The sequence below is a fragment of the Pseudomonas sp. AM14(2022) genome, from assembly GCF_036346455.1.
In the GTDB taxonomy this organism is placed as follows: domain Bacteria; phylum Pseudomonadota; class Gammaproteobacteria; order Pseudomonadales; family Pseudomonadaceae; genus Aquipseudomonas; species Aquipseudomonas putida_A.
In genome coordinates, this window is record NZ_JAOTNY010000026.1 from 1 (window position 1) to 18,189 (window position 18,189).

Sequence of the window (18,189 nt, forward strand, 5' to 3'; positions counted from 1 at the left end):
GGGAATACGCATTCCATTGTAGGAGCTGGCGCAGGCTGCGATCTTTTGCTTTTCAGCGATACAGGACTTTCTCTGCCAACTCATCCGCTACCCGCGCCGGCGAACGCTTCTCGGCCTGCGCATGGGCAAACACTTCGGTCAGCCGCGAACTGATCTTTGACAGGTGCGCAGTAATCGTCCCCAGCTCTTCGCCGCGATGCTTGAGCGAGACATAAATCAACCCGCCCGCGTTGATCACATAATCCGGCGCATACAGAATCCCGCGCCGCTCCAGTTGATCGGCCACGTCCAGATGCGTCAGTTGATTGTTCGCTGAACCGGCCACCGCCGAGCAGCGCAGTTGCGTCACCGTGTGACTGTTGAGCACCCCGCCGAGGCCGCACGGCGCAAGGATGTCGCAGGGTGTACTGAGCAAGGCGTCGTTGGCGATCGGATGCGCGTTAAGCTGTTCCATCGCCAGTTGCACCTTGCCGTGGTCGATGTCGCTGACCAGCAATTCAGCCCCTGCCGCGTGTAATTGCTCGGCGAGTGCGTAACCGACATTGCCCAAGCCCTGAATCGCCACGCGCAGGCCCTCGAGGTTGTCGCTGCCCAGCCGCGCCATGGCGGTAGCGCGAATCCCTGTGAACACGCCCATCGCCGCATGCGGCGCCGGGTCGCCGGCCGAGGTGGTGCTGGTGACATGCTGGGTCTGCTGGGCAATGCAATCCATGTCCGCTACCGAAGTGCCGCTGTCGATGGCGGTGATGTAGCGACCGTCGAGCTGCTCGATGCAGCGGCCAAACGCTTCGAACAACGCAGCGCGGTTTTCCACATGCGCCGGCCGCACGATCACCGCCACTCCGCCGCCCTGATCAAGCCCGGCCAGGGCAGCCTTGTAGCTCATGCCTTGCGCGAGGCGAATGGCGTCCTCGACTGCAGATTCGTCATTGGGATAGGCAAGATAACGGCAACCGCCCAGGGCAGGCCCGAGGCGACTGTTATGAATGGCAATGACCGCCTTCAACCCGGTGACCGGGTCAACGCTGAGGTGCAGCGATTCCAGGCGAGTGCTTTGCATGAGAGCGAACATCGGCAGGCTCCCGAATCACTTCTGGTAGACGCCAGTATAGGCTTGCGCCCAAAAATTGCTGAAGCGCACCGGAATAAGCGCCCGCTTCGACGGCGACTTTGCGGCATAACCTGGCCGGTACTGGACGAATGGCGCGGACGGGGCTAAAACGAGGCATTCCCCGGAGATTTCGATGAGTCCGCGCCAACGTTTTTTCGAGTGTCTGCACCGTTCACCGCCCGCGCTGTTCGAAGCGGCGCTGTGGATGGCTGCCGAGCACGAAAAAGGCCTGGATGTCGAAGCGCTGCAACAGGACTTCAAGGAGCTGCTACAGCGCGTCAGTTACGGCTTGCCGATGCTGCCAGTCAGCGAACTGGCGCAACCGTTGCTGCGGCGGATGAATGATCTGGGCTTCTCTCAGGATGACTTTCTGCCGCTGCGCCCGCAGGTCGCGTTGTTGCACAAAGTGTTGCAGACCCGCCGCGGCCAGCCGCTGACCCTGTCCCTGATTGCTCTGGAACTGGCCCGTGGTCTGGAGATTCCGCTGGTCGGGGTGAACTTCCCCGGGCATTTCCTGCTGCGGGTGCCCGGTGCTGATCACCTGCTGGATCCCTGCGGCGGTCGGCGGCTGTACCCCAATGACTGTCGCGAGTTGTTGCAACGTCAGTACGGCGCGCACCTCAAACTCAACGCTGACCATCTGGCCACCGCCAGCCCAGAGCAGATGCTCCAGCGCCTGTCACGCAACCTGCGGCAGTTGCATCTGGCCCATGAGGATTACATCGCCGCGCTGATCGATGCAGAGCGCGTGCTGGAACTGGGCGGTGCCAGCGCCGCCGATTATCTGGCCCGCGCCAGCCTGTATCAACGGCTCGATTGCCCGAACGCCGAGCGCTTCGACCTGGAACATGCGCTGCTGCTCAGCGACGATCCGATCCAGCGCCTGCGCCTGACTGAACGCCTCGGCCACCTGCCACCCAATTCCGTTGTGCACTAAACGCTTTTTGTAGGAGTGAGCCTGCTCGCGAAGCGTCGTGTCAGCGATGAATGCATCGAAACCTGGATCGCCTTCGCGAGCAAGCCCGCTCCCACAGGGTTCAGCGTGGCCCCATTCTTCTGCATCACAACGATCCCTTGTGGGAGCGTGGTTTGCCCGCGAAGCAGGCGCCACCGTTGTTCCTGTCAGACTGCGTTATCGTTCTTCGCGAGCAAGCCCGCCCCCACAGGGGATTGCGGGCTGTCAGAGGGCGAGCGCACCTGGATGATCAGCAGCGCCGCAATAACCGCCGGAATCGCGCAGAAGAAGAAAATCTGCGTCACCGGAATGTGCATCGCCAGCAGCATACTGCCGAACAGCGGCCCGAGGATCGAACCGAAGCGCCCTACCCCCAACGCCCAGCCAGTGCCCGTGGCGCGCACCTGCGCCGGATAGAAGTTACTGGCGAAGGCGTTCAACGTCAGTTGCCCACCAATGATGCAAAACCCGGCAGCAAACACGCAGGCCACCAGATAGCGCGGATTGTCGTGATTCAGGCCCAGCAGAACCGTGCACACAGCCGCCCCGGCCAACACCGCGCAGAGCAGCCGTACCTTGCGCTTGAGCCGGTCGGCGAACCACGCCATGCACACCGCGCCCAAGGTACCGGCGAACAGGAACATCGAGGTCACCAGATTCGCTTCATTGAGTTTCAGACCGCTTTCCAGCAACAGCGTCGGCAGCCAGCTGATCATGAAATACAACAGAATCAGGCTGACAAAAAACGTCGCCCAGATCAGCAGGGTCGGGCGCGCATAACCGTTGCGGAACAGCTCGACCACGGTCAGCTTGCTGCCCTGCTCGCGCTCGTTCTGTTCAACGGTCGCGGTCGGCGGTTGCCAGTCCGGCAGCATTCGCGCGGTGACTTTGCGCAGGCGCACATAGGGCGGTGCATCGCGCAGCAGACGCGGCAGCGATTCTGGCAGCATCCACCACAGGAACGGGAACAGCAGCAACGGCGTGACACCACCAGCGAGGAACACCGCTTGCCAGCCAAAGCGATCGATGAAGCCCGCAGCAACAAAACCACCCGCCGCACCGCCAAACGAAAACCCACAAGCGGCCAGCGTCACCATCAAGGTGCGCAGACGCGGCGGTGAGTATTCCGACATCAAGGCCATGGCACTGGGCATCGCACCGCCCATGCCGATACCGCAGATGAAGCGCGCGATCATCAAGGTGTTCAGAGAATCGGCGAACACCATCAACACCGTCAGGCTGGCGTAGATCAGCACGCAGGCGAGCAGGATTCGCCGCACGCCGAAGCGATCGGCCAGCGGCGTCACCGCGAGCGAGCCGAGCGTGAGGCCCAACAGGTTGGCGCTGAAAACCGGCCCGAACGCGGCTTTCTCCAGCCCCCAGTCCTGAGCCAGGGCCGGCACCACGTAACCGAGCACCTGGGCGTCATAGCCGTCGGTGACCAGCAGCAAGGCGAGCAGGATCAGCAATAACCACTGATAGCGGGACACAGGACGGGCGTCGAGTGCCGCGCGAAAGCTGGCAATCTGGTTGTGCATCGCAAGGTACCTGTTTTGTTTTTATGTTTTTTGTGTGCGGCCCTGATCCCTTGTAGGAGTGAGCCTGCTCGCGATAGCGGTGTGTCAGTCAACATCCCCGTATCTGACACTCCGCTATCGCGAGCAGGCTCACTCCTACATGGGGCGAGGTAGAGCTTTAAGGGGTATCGGGCTGATTGGCCGGATGCGCCTTGATGAACGCCGGATGCTCAGCCGCCAACGCCGCCACCCGCCGAATCCGTGGGTAAGCCTCCAGCGAAACACCGAAGCGCTCGGCCGCATACAACTGCGGAATCAGATAGACATCCGCCACACAAGGCCACTCGCCAAAGCAGAAACCGCTGTCACCGATCAATTGCTCGACGGTCGTCAGCCCCTGACTGATCCAGTGCGCGATCCACTCCACCACCTGCGGCTCTTCGTGGCCCAACTGACGCAGGCGATTGAGCACGCTGACGTTGTGCAACGGATGCACGTCGCAGCCGATCACCGCCGCCACACCGCGCACATGGGCACGCGCGGCAAGGTCTTCAGGCAGCAGTGGCAGCTGTGGATAACGCTCTTCCAGGTACTCGATGATCGCCGGCGACTGAATCAGCAGCTCGCTGTCATCGGTGCGCAGGGCCGGCACCCGGCCCTGCGGATTGATCGCCAGATACGCCGCCTGGCGGTGCTCGCCCCCCGGCGGCGCGATCAGGTTGACCGGCAGCGCGGTGTAGTCGAGCCCTTTCAGCGCCAACGCGATACGCACCCGATAAGACGAGGTCGAGCGGTAATAGGTGTAGAGATCCATGATCCGCTCCTGTCAGCGCGCCGCCAGCACTTTGCCGCGGCATTCACCGAAGCCGATCGAGGCAAAACCGTCTCGGGCGCAACGCGCGCGCAGGATGATTTCGTCGCCGTCCTCGAGGAATTTGCGCACTTCGCCGGAGGCCAGTTCGATCGGTTTTTTACCGCCCTCGGTGATTTCCAGCAGGCTGCCGAACTGACCGTTTTCCGGACCGGACAAAGTGCCCGAACCGAACAGGTCGCCGGCCTGCAACTGGCAGCCGTTGACGCTGTGGTGCGCGACCATTTGCGCGACGGTCCAGTACATGTAGCGGGTGTTGCTCAGGGTCAGGCGATGGGCCGGCAGATTCTGTTCGCGCATGGCTTCGGTGAGCAGCAGCACTTCCAGTTCGATGTCGAAGGCGCCGCCATCTTGATCACGTTTGTCGAACAGGTATGGCAGCGGCTGCGGATCACCTTCCGGGCGCGCAGGTTGCGCCGTACGGAATGGCTCCAGCGCTTCGGCGGTCACCACCCAAGGCGACACGCTGGTGATAAAGCTCTTGGACAGGAACGGGCCGAGTGGCTGGTATTCCCAGGCCTGGATATCGCGGGCCGACCAGTCGTTGAGCAGGCAGAAACCGGCGATGTGTTCGGCGGCGTCACCAATGGCAATCGGCTCGCCCATGTCGTTGCCCTGACCGATCCAGATGCCCAGTTCCAGCTCATAGTCCAGACGGGCGCAAGGGCCAAAAGTCGGCTCGCTGGCACCGGCTGGCAGGGTCTGGCCTTTCGGCCGGCGCACGTCGGTGCCGGAGGCGCGCACGGTGGAGGCGCGACCGTGATAACCGATCGGCACGTGCTTGTAGTTGGGCAGCAGCGGGTTGTCCGGACGGAACAGTTTGCCGACGTTCTGCGCGTGCTCGATGCCGACGTAGAAGTCGGTGTAATCGCTGATGCGCGCCGGCAAATGCATCTGGCAATCGGCAGCCAGTGGCAACAGTTTTGCGCCTTGGGCTTCGATGGCGCCGCGATGGCTGCTGCCCTCGCTGAACAATTCCAGCAAGCGGCTGCGCAAGGCTACGCGGGCTTCGCGACCGAGGTCGAAGAACGCATTCAGCACGCCGCCGTGCATGGCTTCGACCGCGCTGCGTGCCGGGCCGTCGAACAGCCCGGCTTCAAGCGCCACCTGCAGATCGAAAATATGTTCACCGATCGCCACGCCCGCGCGCGGCGCCGAGCCGCCAGTGCTGAACACGCCCAGCGGCAGGTTCTGCAGCGGGAAATCCGCGTGGCCATTGGCCGAAGCAACCCAACTGCGGGTGATGGAAGTTTGAGTCATGGGTTATCTCCGGGTCGGGTCGAACGTGGCGGGCAGCGTGGCCCAGCAGGCGTCGTAAGTGGATTGCAGTTGCGGGCAGTCGAGGGCGAAGCGGCTTGGGCGCAGCACCTGACTGGTCTCGAACATGAAGGCCATGGTGTTGTCGATCTTCGCCGGTTTGAGTTCCGCGTTGATCGCTTTGGTGCAGGTTTCGCCATCCGGGCCGTGGGCGCTCATGCAGCTGTGCAGCGAGGCACCGCCGGGCACGAAGCCTTCAGCCTTGGCGTCGTATTCGCCCTGGATCAGGCCCATGAATTCGTTCATCAGGTTGCGATGGAACCACGGCGGACGGAAGGTGTTCTCGGCGACCATCCAGCGTGGCGGGAAGATCACGAAGTCGAGGTTGGCCAGACCGTGCACGCTGGTCGGCGAGGTCAGCACGGTGAAGATCGACGGATCCGGGTGATCGAAGCTTACGGTGCCGATGGTGTTGAAACGGCGCAGATCATATTTGTACGGCACGTTGTTGCCGTGCCAGGCCACCACGTTCAGCGGCGAATGATCGAGCTCGGTGCCCCACAACTGGCCGAGGAATTTCTGCACCAGCGTCGTCGGCTGCTGCAGGTTTTCGTAAGCGGCGACCGGCGCGAGGAAATCCCGTGGATTGGCCAGGCCGTTGCTGCCGATTGGCCCCAGGTCCGGCAGGCGCAGCGGCGCGCCATGGTTCTCGGCAACGTAACCGCGCGCCTGCGGATCAAGCAACTCGACGCGGAATTTCAGACCGCGTGGCAGCACGGCGATCTCCAGCGGCGCGACTTCGAGCACACCGAGTTCGGTGGCAATGCGCAGCCGCCCCAGTTGCGGCACCAGTAGCAGTTCGCCGTCGGCGTTGTAAAACACCCGCTCCATCGAACGGTTGGCGGTGTAGTTATAGATGCTGATGCCGGCTGGTTTTTCCGCCGCCGAATTGGCCACCATGCCGACCAGACCGTCGATGAAATCAGTCGGCTCGGCCGGGATATCCAGAGGATTCCAGCGCAGGCGATTGGGCGTCACTTCACCCAACGGGCCGCCGGCCAGTTGCCGCTCCAGTTTGACGAACGCCGGGTGATTGGCCGACGGCTGGATCCGGTACATCCAGGTACGCCGGGCTTCACTGCGGGTCATGGTAAACGCAGTGCCGGAGAGCAATTCGGTATAGAGGCCGTACGGGGCTTTTTGCGGGGAGTTCTGGCCGATGGGCAAGGCGCCGGGCAACGCTTCACTGCTGAATTCGTTGCCGAAACCGGACTGGTACGCCAGCTCCGACGCGTTTGAATCGAGGTTCATGGAGCCTCCTGAACAGGGAGTCGGCAGTGGCCCATCGCTCTGGCTCAGAGCTTTGCGCACGCCGGGGTTGTTATTATCGTAATTCGATTACGCATAACGTAATTTGCTCGCTATCCAGCGTCAAGCTATAAAGACGCCCATTCGTTTTCGGATCCCGGCCGCACCATGGAAAAAACCAGCGACAGCAACGGCAAACAGAAAGTCCGCTCCGCCGAGGTCGGCACCGACATCCTCAAGGCGTTGGCCGAGTTGTCGCCCTCCACCTCACTGTCGCGTCTGGCCGAACATGTGCAGATGCCGGCGAGCAAGGTGCACCGCTATCTCCAGGCACTGATCGCCAGTGGTTTCGCCGAGCAGAACGCTGCCACCAACCATTACGGACTCGGCCGTGAAGCGTTGCGCGTGGGCCTGGCAGCCCTGAACAGTATGGACGTGCTGAAAGTCGCCGCCCTGCCCCTGTCCGAGTTGCGCGACGAGCTGAATGAAACCTGCTTTCTGGCGGTGTGGGGCAATCAGGGCGCGACCGTAGTGCACATCGAGCCGGCGGTGCGCGCGGTGACGGTGGTGACTCAGTTGGGTTCGGTTTTGCCGCTGCTTAGTTCGTCCACCGGGCTGGTGTTCAGTGCCTTTCTGCCGCATCGGGAAACCGATGAGTTGCGCGAGCAGGAAATCGCCGTCGCCGGCCATCCACTGGCCGATCAAAATGCCTACAGCGGTTTGTGCGAGCAGATCCGTGAACGCGGTCTGCATCATGTGCACGGCTTGTTGATGCCTGGGGTGGACGCGTTGTCAGCCCCGGTGTTCAACGCAGTCGGGCAGATCGCCGCGGTGCTGACCATCGTCGGCCCGACTTCACTGTTCCACGCTGATGAAGACGGCCCGGCGGCGCAGCGGTTACTGGCGGCGTCGCGGGCCGTGAGCTGGCGCATGGGGTATGAGCAAGCCGGTTGAGTCAGGCGATCTCCAGGCGCCAGCCGGGGATCAGCGCACGATGGTCTGGCTGATGCCGGTTACCCGATCCTTCATCAAGTCAGTGAAGAAATCGATCAACTGTTGATCTGCCGCTTTATGACCCGCCGCCTCGGCGACGAATTGCGCCGCCGACCGTGCATCATCAACCAGACCGAGAAACGATCGTTGAACGTTGGTCACCTGCTTGATCACCTCTGCGCTCGCACCGGCTGTGGCCGCCTGGCCAAGCGTAAATAGTCCGATCAACGCGTCCGCGCCGTATCCCAGTGCCGCCGAGTAGTCACCGCGCCGTTGCGCCTGTGCTCCGTCGTAAACACTTTTCATCATCTGCACCGCGACGACCAGAGTGCCGATTGGCGGCACGGCGAGACTGATGACACTCGCCGCCTTGATCAGGCCATCGTAAAACAGTCCCGCGATAACCTCCTTCAAACTGGTGGTTCGCTCGTCGATATCGCTCAATGCGCGACGCACTCTCCGATCATGAAACGCGAAGAGGTTGTTCAACTTGGCGCGTTCTTGCGTCTTGACCGGAGGCAGAGGTTTCCCGCTTGCGGCAAGATCGTCAAAATAATCATTGATTACTTTTTGATCGACGATCGCAACCCGGTCAAAGTAGTAATCGCGCATCGGTCCATATTGGAAACGAATCGATGGAATGAAATCGTTGATGGGTCGATAGGCAACGCCATCCGGCGCATCGGGCGTATATAACCAGTCGTGGAACTGGCCGAGAATGTTCATCCGTAGGATGTAGACACCCGCAACCGTACGATCCCCCGCCTTGGTCAAGCCGATTTTCCCGATATTGAATTCGTAAAGACCTTCATCACCTTCTGCGGACGAATCATTGATCGGGTAGTGATAGACATCCTCTTTCAAACTGCCGACAACCCGTTGTAGCGCTATAAAGATTTCAGAGCCAAACCTGCCATCAATGTAGTTGGAGAGCAGATCGTAATGCATCTGACAGCGAACTTTTTTTGCGTGAACGGCGCGCTTGAATGCGTAGCCAGGATGCTTCCCGTCCAGATAGTCGGTATTGAGCATTTCCGTATACCTGTCGCCAGGACGGAATGTTTTCGATAACGAGGACAGATCGCGAATATCCAGTTGATCAATGGCCGGATGGCCGTCCGTCAAAAAATACCTCGGGTCATACTTGCTCGGATAAGCCGGATTGGCAGCTTCAAACGACAGTCCTTCTATGAGCAGATCCGTTACGCTTTTCTGAAAATCGTCAGTCTGGACAATAATCTGATCGGGATTGATCTCGACATTTCGTCCTCGCGAACGCAACAGACTTTCAAGGTTCTGCTTTACCGCATCGTGGGTAAAGCGTTCGAAAGAAGGGAACGCATTGTCCCTTGCCTCTACGGTGGAGAGCGCTTTCAGTTCGGTATTCAATCGAGCGTAACGTTTGCGCGGCTCAATCCCGAGGTAGCGGTAAGGCGCAGGCGCAATGGTCCTGTGTAACGCCAGTTCAGACTGAAAAGCGAGATTGACGTCATTGAGCAACGGCGCTGTGCCATTGGGGAAAAGGTCCGAGTATTGGGTATCCAGCTTGTACAGATAATGGGTGGCGTGACGGCTGATACCGCGCAAGGATCCGGCATCGTGCAAATAGTCCGGATGAATCAATGACGCCGCGTATTCACGATCAGCGGTCATAGCCGATTCAAACCATTTGTTCAGAGCGAGTACATCCGCAAACGCCATGAAAACGGATTTGCCTGCAGGTGTTATCAGATAAACAAGATAGTTCCGAGTCTCCGGTGCCCGAAAAACCATCACACCTTTCAAGGCGGGCCCTGGAATCTGCAGGCTCAGTTTCAATCCGCGGATAGACACCGAAAGGTCACCTGCCAACGCCCTTTCAATGACCTTCGCTTCGGTTTCACTGAAGGCGCCCGAATGGCGCGCAACGAAAAGCGCGAACTCGATGTTGCTGTGCAAGTGGTCGCGATACGCCTGTGCAAACTCCGGCGATGGATCAGTTGGAAGACTGGATACAAACTGCGAGCGCAAGTTGATGTTGTTCAACCATTGCTCAAGTGCAGCAGCGGATAGCCTGCTGCCGGACGGCAACCCGGTGAGGCTGATTTCGGCTTTATACCCCTCGTCATGCAGACCGAAGATGATGAATTCCGTCAGGGTCCGACTGTCGACCTGCTCGAGGGTGCGGCCGCCCAGTTGCATCTTGTGGACGCTGCGCACCTTTATCGTCTCGGCTTCCAGTTGCTCACCCAACGCGCTCATCGCCCACTCGGAAAAACAACGCAAGACATAATCTTTAAAAGAGAAACACCTGTCGAAAACCACCCGGTAGTCAGAGTGATATTTCTCCATCGAGTGCTCAAGCTCGACGTAACGCTGCTGAAGAGCGTTACCACCGTTCTTCAGCCAGAGTGGCCATTCGGTCCGCTTGAGTTCTGCCTGCACTTGATCGAATCGACGACCGATGTCAGCACGCATCACCGACAACATCTGATTGTCCTGCAATACACGGCTGAACGCTCGAGTCTGGCCCTTGCAATCGCGCATCAGACTTGCAAGCGTCTCAAGTTGTCCCTTCAAGTAAGCGTCGACACAATGAGCAGACACACTTTGCGTGGCTTTAGGGAAAGCGATTTTGCTACCGGACGCCGATACACGCGCCAGCAGCGTTGCGTGCGCGTCGATATTCCTGGCGAAGTATTCAAAGCCGTTGCCTGGCGTGTGAATGACATAACCGGTGGACTCATTGAGCAGTTTCATTTGCGGATCCGCCCGCATCGCATTATCGAGGACAAACCCCGGAACAAGCGAAGTGCGAGAGTCGGATTCAGGACTCACCACAACGTTATAAGCGCCGGCGCCGTTTTCCAGATTCAACAAATAGCAATAGCGCGTCGCCATGCCGTGATCCAGAAATCCCGCCATGGCTTTTAAAGAAAGCTCCGCTGTCAGCACAACGTTATAAGCCTGCTGCAAGGCCTGTTTATTTGTCAGCCCGGTCTTTTCAGTTGTTGCGACTTTTACGGGTGCCGCCCAATACTTGGCCATCTCCAAACGCAGGCTGCTTTCCAGATTTCGCAGCGTATAAGTAATAACCTCCTCAGCCTCGATAATACTGAAGCCTTTGACTCTCATCTGTTCGCCAACGGTATCGGGCAGGTGAAAGACACCATCCCCGCCGCCAGCCAGATAGCTCGGCAGCACGTTATTATCAAGACAATGAAGCAATACCTCAGACAGTTTCCCCGAAGGACGACGTTCAATCTCATTGGACTGATCGGTGATATTGATATAAACATTATCAATATCGATATTCTTCTGCCGCTGCTGCAATTCTTGCTGCAATGCCTGCCGAGCAATCTGCCGAACTGTCGGGATCGCCTCAACAATAGCGAACAAATCATTCTGCGCGGCAGCGGCCTTTGCCCACTCAGCCCTCCAGGTTACTTCTGCACCTTCAGAACCTCGCATCAAGCTTTTGTATAACTTATCCATATTCAAGTCCTATCTTTCAAGTTCAGTGAACGCAACCCCGCATCACTGCGATAGCGAAAGATAGTTTTATTTTTAACAAACAAGAAGCGCCAGTTCATTTCAACAAATATAGATCACAAGGTATTAACCGAAATAAAAAAACCACCTGTAAAAAATGACAAATTCACAAACAAACAATCCGCACAAAACTTTATACAAAGTAACTAACTCAACCATCCAGAATAGACAGCGAAGCGATATATTTCCGGGCGCGAACACTTTGCGCAGTCCGTGCAGGATCCTGTGGCGCGATCAAGACTGTTGCACGCCCCGTAACAGTGCATGTCCGGAATCGCTATTTTTCCTTCGGGTTCAAGTGCTTATTCTGAGCGGGCTTTCAGGCAGACGCCGCAAAGCACCAAGCCTTGGCTGCTGAGCAACTCGCGCCAGCGCTGACCGATTTCAGATGAGTCGATGCTTCGATTGATCGCCCCGGTGTTCACTGACGTTGATTTGTAGCTCCTTGATCCAACGTCTTACCTTGGCCGCTGCGTTTGCAGCGGCCTTTTTTATGGGCGAAGGCTTTACCGGCGGGATCGGTATTTGCGGGGCGTGGCAAACGTTACAGCGAATACTTCTGCAAATTCGCCATCATTTCCTTCAGCGCTTCAATGTTGTCCTTCGGATGCGCCGCGCCTTCGAAGTCGCAGATCTGCTGCCAGTGCGCCGCGACATCTTCCGGCGAGAAACCGCTGCGGGGATCGAAGCCAGCACCGAGGCTGCGTTCCCAGCGCACCTTGCCCATCCAGCCGCCACCGACTTCAAACAGGCCGGACGTTTCCTGGCACTGTTCACTGGCCAGGTACACCACCAGCGGGCTGACCAGTTCCGGTTTGAGCTGTTCGAACACTTGCGGCGGGATCAGGCCTTCGGTCATGCGCGTGCCGCCGGTAGGCGCGATGGCATTGACCAGAATATTGTTCTTGCGACCTTCGATGGCCAGGGTACGGGTCAGGCCGTAGAGGCCGAGTTTGGCCATGCCGTAGTTGGACTGGCCAAAGTTGCCGTAGATGCCCGAGGTCGAGGCGGTGAAGATCACCCTTCCGTAGTTTTGCTCGCGCAAGTGCGGCCACGCGGCGCGGGTCACTTTGTAGGCGCCTTCGACGTGGACGCGGTAGACCAGATCCCAGTCGGCGTCGTCCATCTTGTGAAAGGTCTTGTCGCGCAGAATCCCGGCGTTGTTCACCACCACGTCGACACGGCCAAAGGCGTCGAGGGCGTTTTGCACCAGTTTGTCGCCGTCGGTGACCGAGTCATGGTTGGCCTCGGCGATGCCGCCGGCTTCGCGAATTTCCGCCACCACACGGTCGGCGGCGGAGGCGTTGGCCCCTTCGCCCTGGGTCGAGCCGCCGAGGTCGTTGACCAGCACTTTGGCACCGTGCCGGGCGAACAGCAAAGCGTGCGCTCGCCCCAGGCCACCACCGGCGCCGGTGACGATCACGACTTTATCTTCGAAACGTACGGACTCATTCATCGCAGGAACTCCAGCAGGCCAGTATTGAGTCCGAGTGTCAGGCACAGGGCTTTGGGTCACAACGAATACGGCTGAGGCTGAATGGTGCGCGATAAGGGTGAGGGATGATGAGGGCGTCAAAAGATCAAAAGATCGCAGCCTGCGGCAGCTCCTACAGAAGATCGGTGCAGGAGCTGCCGCAGGCTGCGATCTTTTGATCTGTCAGGAGCACGCGACCTTGCGCGGCGGCAACTCCAGGCGCTCACGAAACGCCAGGTAATGCTTGAGCACCTGCACCGGCGCTTCGATCTGCGGATAGTGGCCGATACCTGACAGTAGCACCGTATCGGCGTTGGCAATCAGCTCGCGGTAACGCTCGACCATGTGCGCACCGGAGATCGGGTCGACCTCACCGTCAATAACTCGCAGCGACACCTCGCCGCGTTGCATCGCCGTCACCCAGCGATCACGTTGCACCCGCCGCTCGGGGATGTAGCCGATCAGTTTGTGCAGGATGCGTGGGCCACGATGGGTCTCGATCAGGCTCCAGAAATCATCCAGCTCACTTTCGCTGGGGCCGGTCTGCGGACCGAAGATCTGGCGGAAACTTTTCACCAGTGCATCACGGCTGAACGCCCGCCCGATCATCCAGCCCAGCGGGCTGAGCAGCAGCTTTTGCATCAGCACAGGACGATGGGTTTCGGGGAACAGACCGCCATTGAGAAAGACGCAACTGGCGATCTCGATCCGGTTTTCGTAATGCCGGGCGAGCAATTCCTGGGCAACGCTGTCGCCGTAATCGTGGGCCAGCACATGCACCGCTTGCTCGACCTGAAGATGCGCCAGCAGCGCCTGTTGCAAGTCGGCCTGTTCCAGCAGGCTGTAGCGGTGATGCAATGGTTTGGCCGAATCCCCAAAACCGAGCATGTCACAGGCGATCACCCGGTAGCGCTGGGCCAGAGGCTGCCACAGGTAGTGCCAGTCCCAACTGGCCGTCGGGAAACCGTGGATCAGCAGCAGCGGCTCACCCTGCCCCGCCGTCCAGTAACGGATCGACTGGCCGCGGAAGACAAACGTCCGGCTGCGTTTGCGCCAGACACACAGAGGAATCTCGGCAAGAGGCATCAGAGTTTATATCCGGGGTCTTGTTTATCGAGTTTGCGCAGCAGCGCCGGCCAGGCCAGCGCGCCGCCCATGCCTTGAGCACTTTTGGTCACGCCGGCGATCATCGCTTTGGCGCCCGCCAGGATCTGCGGTTCGATGCCGATCAGTTCAGCACCACCGGTTTGCGCCATGACCTGAATATCGCAGGCGCGCTGGAAGGTGAACATCATCAGAAAGGTGTCGGCGATGGTACCGCCACAGGTCAGCAACCCGTGGTTGTGCAGCATCAGGAAATTGTTCTCGCCAAGGTCCGCCTGCAAGCGCGCCTTCTCTTCGTGATTCAGCGCCACACCTTCGTAGGCGTGATAGGCCAGGCTCGACAACACAAACAGCGACTGCTGACTGATCGGCAACACGCCCTGCTTTTGAGCCGACACCGCGACACCGGATGCGGTGTGGGTGTGCAACACACAAACCACATCGTGCCGCACTTCGTGCACGGCGCTGTGGATGGTGTAACCGGCGGGATTGATTTCGTAGGGACTGTCCATGAGCTTGTTGCCGGCCTGATCGACTTTGACCAGGCTGGACGCGGTGATCTCATGGAACATCAACCCGAACGGATTGATCAGAAAGTCTTCGGTGCCCGGGACCTTGGCCGAGATGTGGGTGAAGATCAGGTCATCCCAGCCATGCAACGCCACCAGTCGATAGCAGGCGGCGAGATCGACCCGGGTCTGCCATTCCGCGGCACTGACCTGGTCTTTGACATCAAGGGACGATTGGACGGGGGCTACGCTCACTGTATGCACCTCTGCGTTCTTATTGTTTTGCACGTGTCAGCAGTCTAGTCAGCTCCCACAATTCACGTAGTTGCATTGCCAGCCAGCTTGATGACTGAGCGGGTCAGCAATGCAAACAGCTTGGATCCATGTCAAAGCAACGACGCCAACAAAGGCGCGGCGAACAGATTGAGCAGCCCGGTCAGCACCATCACCAGTCCCGCCACCGAGCCCTCCTCACCGCCCACTTCATGCGCCCGGCTCACCCCTGCGCCGTGCGCGCCAACCCCGAACAACGCACCGCGCGCCAACGCACTGCGCAACGGCAGCCACTTGAGCAATACGCCGCCGAGCATCGCACCGAACACGCCGGTAAACATCACGAACACGGCAGTCAGTTCCGGCACGCCACCGAGATCCTGCGCCAGCGGCATGGCGAATGGCGTAGTGATCGAACGCGGCACCAGCGACATCGTCACCGAGCTATCCAGCGCCAGCGCTCTGGCCAGACCGAACGACGTAGCGATCGACGCCGCGCTGCCGGCAAGCATGCCCAGCAACAGCGCTGACCAGTGCCGCACCAGCAGACGCCGCTGCTGCCAGATCGGCACGGCGAAGGCGACCGTCACCGGCCCGAGCACCAGCATCAACCAATGGGTGTTGCTGGCGTATTCGGCATAGGCGGTGTGCAACGGCACCGCGAGCGCCAGCAGCAGCGCCGGCACCAGAATCAGCGGCGACAGCAAGTAACGCCCGGTGCGCCGGTAAATCCAGCGACTGAACAGGTACGCCAACAGGGTGAAGGCGAGCCAGAACATCGGCATCCATTCAAGCTTCATGGGACCGCCTCAGGCGCACGGCCAGCTCTACGGTGAAGGCTGTCACCAGCATCACCATCAGGGTGCTGGCGCCGATCACCAGCAAAATCCGCCAGCCGTCATCGCGCAACAGCGCGCCGTAGTCGAGCAGACTCATCAGCGCCGGAATAAAGAACAGCAGCATCTCGGCCATCAGCAATCCGGCCCCCAGTTGCAGCGCCGCCGGTTTGACCCAGCCAAACGCAAACGCCAGCAGCAACAGGGCCATGCCGATCACGCCGCCGGGAATCGGCCAGGCCAGCCACGCGGCGATCTGGCAGCCGAGCAGGTAGAGACCGAGCAACACGGCCAGTTCTGCGAATAGACGGGACAGGTATTTGAGGGATGCGGCGTTCATGATGGGCTCCTTACAGGGGCTTATTTTACGAAGCGGCCTATCATCCCAGAAGCGAATTGTTAGACTCAGTCCTATTCCACAATGGAATCGGATGATGGAATTCAAACAGCTGCGCAGCTTTGTCGAAGTCATGCATCAGGGCGGCTTCACCCAGGCGGCGAAAACTCTGCACATCAGCCAGTCGGCGGTGAGCAAGCAAGTCGCGCAACTGGAGCAGAGCCTCGGCACGCCGTTGCTCGAACGACTGGGCTCGCAACTGCGCCTGACCGCTGCGGGCAGCGTGGTGCTGCAACGCGCCGAAGGCATGTTGCGCCTGCGCAATGAGTTGCTCAGTGAACTGGATGATTTGAGTCAACTGGCACGCGGCGAATTGCGCCTCGGTCTGCCGCTGTTGGGCAGTGATGCACTGTTCGCCGGGTTGTTCGCCGAGTATCGCCGGCGCTATCCGAACATCAGCATTCAATTGCTCGAGGGTGGCAGCCGCAATGTCGAGCAAGCGGTGCTCAGCGGCGAGCTGGAGTTGGGCGGGAGCCTGCTGCCGAAAGATCCGCAGTTCGATTTCCAGCCGTTCTGCGATGAGAAACTCGATGCGTTGTTGCCAGTGGATCATCCATTGGCGGGGCGCGGCGAGATTGGCCTTGAGGAATTGGCCGACACGCCGTTCCTGTTGTATCAGCGCAGCTTCGTGCTCAATGACCGTTTACTGCAGGCCTGCCAGCAACTGGGCTTTACCCCGAAAGAAGGCGGGCGCAGTGGCCAGGCGGATTTTCTCGTGGCGCTGGTGGCCGCCGGGCAAGGCGTGGTGCTGCTGCCCAGCGTGGTCGCCCGGGCACTGGAGCGTCCGGGCGTGGTGCGCCTGACCTTGCGCGCGCCAGAGTATCTGCGCTGGGACATCGCCTTCATCTGGCGCCGGGGCGCCTATCTGTCGAAAGCCGCGCAGGCCTGGCTGGCTCTGCTGCGTGAGCGCGCGATCAGCCCTTGAGCGTGGCGATCAATTGCGCCAGCCATGGCTCGGCGTCGGTTTCCGGGGTCACGCTTTCGCTGGCGTCCAGACGCAACATCTCCTGCACTTCGCGCACGCCCAGCTCGGCGAACAACTCACGCATCAGTTCGCCGCCGCCACAGAACGTGTCGCCGTAACTGGCATCGCCCAAACCGATCACCGCGCCCGGCAAACCGCGCCACGCGGCTGGCAACTGGTCTCGAATCGCCGAATACAGCGGCTGCAGGTTATCCGGCAATTCGCCCATGCCGGTGGTCGAGGTCACCGCGAGGAACGCTTCAGGCCCGAACGCCTGAATATCCGCCAGGCTGGCGCGCGAGTTGTAGAAGGTTTCAAAACCGGCGTCTTTCAGCAGGTTCTGCGCGTGACGGGCGACTTCTTCGGCCGTGCCGTAAACCGAGCCGGAGAGGATGGCGACTTTCATCAATCTGATCCTGAAGCTGAAAAAAAGAGCGGCGATAGTAGCAGTCCGACGCAAAAGCCGCGATCCAGCCCCGATTCGCCGTGATAGCCAGTAGACAGCGGCGTTGGAACTTCTAGAATGCCAGCCATTATCGACACTGAAAGGATTCATTGATGATCAACGCCAGTCTGCTGCAAATGGTGATCAACGCGTCGAACGATGGAATCGTGGTGGCCGAAAAGGAAGGCGAGCAGGACAACATCCTGATTTACGTGAACCCGGCCTTCGAACGCCTGACCGGTTACAGCAGCGAAGAGATTCTTTATCAGGACTGCCGCTTTCTGCAGTCAGGAGACCGCGATCAAGCCGGTCTGTCGCTGATTCGCGACACCTTGCAAAACGGCGGGGCGTGCCGGGAAATCCTGCGCAACTATCGCAAGGATGGCACCCCGTTCTGGAACGAACTGTCGCTTTCGACGGTGAAAAACGCTGATGACGGCCAGACTTATTTCGTCGGTGTGCAGAAAGATGTCACGGTTCAGGTCAAGGCGCAGCAACGCGTTGCACAACTGGAAGCACAAGTTGCCGCCTTGCAAGCCGAACTCGCCGCCCTGAAAGCGACGAACGGCGCAAACAAAACTGCGAACTAAGTGTCAGTAACTACAATCACCAATGACTTTGTAACTATTTCTTTCGAGCCAGGC

Annotated in this window: 16 protein-coding genes; 4 read left to right on the forward strand and 12 right to left on the reverse strand. The window is 59.6% G+C overall.

Features of this window, described 5'->3' with window-relative positions; genetic code table 11:
* Positions 1-52 precede the first annotated feature (52 nt).
* A complete protein-coding gene (locus tag V3W27_RS27115; protein ID WP_047597781.1) occupies positions 53-1,072 on the reverse strand; it encodes a Glu/Leu/Phe/Val dehydrogenase family protein in 1,020 nt (339 codons plus the stop codon).
* A 172-nt stretch (positions 1,073-1,244) separates the two neighbouring features.
* On the opposite strand from V3W27_RS27115, the gene V3W27_RS27120 reads away from it, so the two are divergent.
* Positions 1,245-2,048, forward strand: a complete 804-nt coding sequence (locus tag V3W27_RS27120; RefSeq protein WP_330207993.1) for a SirB1 family protein — start codon at positions 1,245-1,247, stop codon at positions 2,046-2,048.
* Between the two features lie 185 nt (positions 2,049-2,233).
* On the opposite strand, the gene V3W27_RS27125 is transcribed toward V3W27_RS27120, so the two are convergent.
* From V3W27_RS27125 to hmgA, 4 genes are all read right to left on the reverse strand, one after another.
* Entirely contained in the window at positions 2,234-3,604 is a 1,371-nt protein-coding gene (locus V3W27_RS27125) for an MFS transporter (protein ID WP_330207994.1), read from the reverse strand.
* Positions 3,605-3,761: 157 nt separating this feature from the next.
* Complete coding sequence (gene maiA, locus V3W27_RS27130) at positions 3,762-4,397, reverse strand: maleylacetoacetate isomerase (protein WP_330207995.1); 636 nt, start codon at positions 4,395-4,397, stop codon at positions 3,762-3,764.
* Between the two features lie 12 nt (positions 4,398-4,409).
* Entirely contained in the window at positions 4,410-5,714 is a 1,305-nt protein-coding gene (fahA, locus tag V3W27_RS27135) for a fumarylacetoacetase (protein ID WP_330207996.1), read from the reverse strand.
* Between the two features lie 3 nt (positions 5,715-5,717).
* Complete coding sequence (gene hmgA, locus V3W27_RS27140) at positions 5,718-7,022, reverse strand: homogentisate 1,2-dioxygenase (RefSeq protein WP_247842331.1); 1,305 nt, start codon at positions 7,020-7,022, stop codon at positions 5,718-5,720.
* Positions 7,023-7,187: 165 nt separating this feature from the next.
* On the opposite strand from hmgA, the gene V3W27_RS27145 reads away from it, so the two are divergent.
* Positions 7,188-7,973 (forward strand): IclR family transcriptional regulator, encoded by a 786-nt coding sequence (locus tag V3W27_RS27145; protein ID WP_027610880.1) that lies wholly within the window; start codon positions 7,188-7,190, stop codon positions 7,971-7,973.
* 30 nt (positions 7,974-8,003) lie between these two features.
* Here the strand turns inward: V3W27_RS27145 and V3W27_RS27150 are convergent, their stop codons facing one another.
* From V3W27_RS27150 to V3W27_RS27175, 6 genes are all read right to left on the reverse strand, one after another.
* Positions 8,004-11,486, reverse strand: coding sequence for a dermonecrotic toxin domain-containing protein (locus tag V3W27_RS27150; RefSeq protein ID WP_330207997.1), 3,483 nt, complete (start codon positions 11,484-11,486; stop codon positions 8,004-8,006).
* Between the two features lie 601 nt (positions 11,487-12,087).
* Positions 12,088-12,999: an SDR family oxidoreductase gene (locus V3W27_RS27155; RefSeq protein ID WP_007968066.1), complete on the reverse strand. Its 912-nt coding sequence runs from the start codon at positions 12,997-12,999 to the stop codon at positions 12,088-12,090.
* A gap of 201 nt (positions 13,000-13,200) precedes the next feature.
* Positions 13,201-14,103 carry an alpha/beta fold hydrolase gene (locus V3W27_RS27160; protein ID WP_330207998.1) on the reverse strand — a complete coding sequence of 301 codons (903 nt, stop codon included), beginning with the start codon at positions 14,101-14,103 and terminating at the stop codon, positions 13,201-13,203.
* Positions 14,103-14,885 (reverse strand): class II aldolase/adducin family protein, encoded by a 783-nt coding sequence (locus V3W27_RS27165; RefSeq protein ID WP_330207999.1) that lies wholly within the window; start codon positions 14,883-14,885, stop codon positions 14,103-14,105. The genes V3W27_RS27160 and V3W27_RS27165 overlap by 1 nt, the downstream gene beginning before the upstream one ends.
* A gap of 131 nt (positions 14,886-15,016) precedes the next feature.
* Positions 15,017-15,703, reverse strand: coding sequence for an LrgB family protein (locus V3W27_RS27170; RefSeq protein WP_097090405.1), 687 nt, complete (start codon positions 15,701-15,703; stop codon positions 15,017-15,019).
* Positions 15,693-16,079, reverse strand: coding sequence for a CidA/LrgA family protein (locus V3W27_RS27175; protein ID WP_027610876.1), 387 nt, complete (start codon positions 16,077-16,079; stop codon positions 15,693-15,695). The genes V3W27_RS27170 and V3W27_RS27175 overlap by 11 nt, the downstream gene beginning before the upstream one ends.
* 94 nt (positions 16,080-16,173) lie before the next feature.
* Here V3W27_RS27175 and V3W27_RS27180 point away from each other — a divergent pair, with 94 nt between their 5' ends.
* A complete protein-coding gene (locus V3W27_RS27180) occupies positions 16,174-17,061 on the forward strand; it encodes a LysR family transcriptional regulator (protein WP_330208000.1) in 888 nt (295 codons plus the stop codon).
* Here V3W27_RS27180 and V3W27_RS27185 read toward each other — a convergent pair.
* A complete protein-coding gene (locus V3W27_RS27185; protein WP_247267898.1) occupies positions 17,051-17,506 on the reverse strand; it encodes a flavodoxin in 456 nt (151 codons plus the stop codon). The two genes, V3W27_RS27180 and V3W27_RS27185, sit on opposite strands and share 11 nt — an antisense overlap.
* A 152-nt stretch (positions 17,507-17,658) precedes the next feature.
* Between V3W27_RS27185 and V3W27_RS27190 the strand changes: the two genes are divergently transcribed.
* A complete protein-coding gene (locus tag V3W27_RS27190) occupies positions 17,659-18,135 on the forward strand; it encodes a PAS domain-containing protein (protein WP_330208001.1) in 477 nt (158 codons plus the stop codon).
* Positions 18,136-18,189 lie beyond the last annotated feature (54 nt).

What these genes read in the sequence shown, in the direction of transcription:
- hmgA (WP_247842331.1), bottom strand. Translation starts at nt 7,022, where the DNA reads ATGAACCTCGATTCAAACGCGTCGGAGCTGGCGTACCAGTCCGGTTTC.
- V3W27_RS27125 (WP_330207994.1), bottom strand. Translation starts at nt 3,604, where the DNA reads ATGCACAACCAGATTGCCAGCTTTCGCGCGGCACTCGACGCCCGTCCT.
- fahA (WP_330207996.1), bottom strand. Translation starts at nt 5,714, where the DNA reads ATGACTCAAACTTCCATCACCCGCAGTTGGGTTGCTTCGGCCAATGGC.
- V3W27_RS27145 (WP_027610880.1), top strand. Translation starts at nt 7,188, where the DNA reads ATGGAAAAAACCAGCGACAGCAACGGCAAACAGAAAGTCCGCTCCGCC.
- maiA (WP_330207995.1), bottom strand. Translation starts at nt 4,397, where the DNA reads ATGGATCTCTACACCTATTACCGCTCGACCTCGTCTTATCGGGTGCGT.
- V3W27_RS27190 (WP_330208001.1), top strand. Translation starts at nt 17,659, where the DNA reads ATGATCAACGCCAGTCTGCTGCAAATGGTGATCAACGCGTCGAACGAT.
- V3W27_RS27155 (WP_007968066.1), bottom strand. Translation starts at nt 12,999, where the DNA reads ATGAATGAGTCCGTACGTTTCGAAGATAAAGTCGTGATCGTCACCGGC.
- V3W27_RS27180 (WP_330208000.1), top strand. Translation starts at nt 16,174, where the DNA reads ATGGAATTCAAACAGCTGCGCAGCTTTGTCGAAGTCATGCATCAGGGC.
- V3W27_RS27160 (WP_330207998.1), bottom strand. Translation starts at nt 14,103, where the DNA reads ATGCCTCTTGCCGAGATTCCTCTGTGTGTCTGGCGCAAACGCAGCCGG.
- V3W27_RS27150 (WP_330207997.1), bottom strand. Translation starts at nt 11,486, where the DNA reads ATGGATAAGTTATACAAAAGCTTGATGCGAGGTTCTGAAGGTGCAGAA.
- V3W27_RS27115 (WP_047597781.1), bottom strand. Translation starts at nt 1,072, where the DNA reads ATGTTCGCTCTCATGCAAAGCACTCGCCTGGAATCGCTGCACCTCAGC.
- V3W27_RS27175 (WP_027610876.1), bottom strand. Translation starts at nt 16,079, where the DNA reads ATGAACGCCGCATCCCTCAAATACCTGTCCCGTCTATTCGCAGAACTG.
- V3W27_RS27185 (WP_247267898.1), bottom strand. Translation starts at nt 17,506, where the DNA reads ATGAAAGTCGCCATCCTCTCCGGCTCGGTTTACGGCACGGCCGAAGAA.
- V3W27_RS27120 (WP_330207993.1), top strand. Translation starts at nt 1,245, where the DNA reads ATGAGTCCGCGCCAACGTTTTTTCGAGTGTCTGCACCGTTCACCGCCC.
- V3W27_RS27170 (WP_097090405.1), bottom strand. Translation starts at nt 15,703, where the DNA reads ATGAAGCTTGAATGGATGCCGATGTTCTGGCTCGCCTTCACCCTGTTG.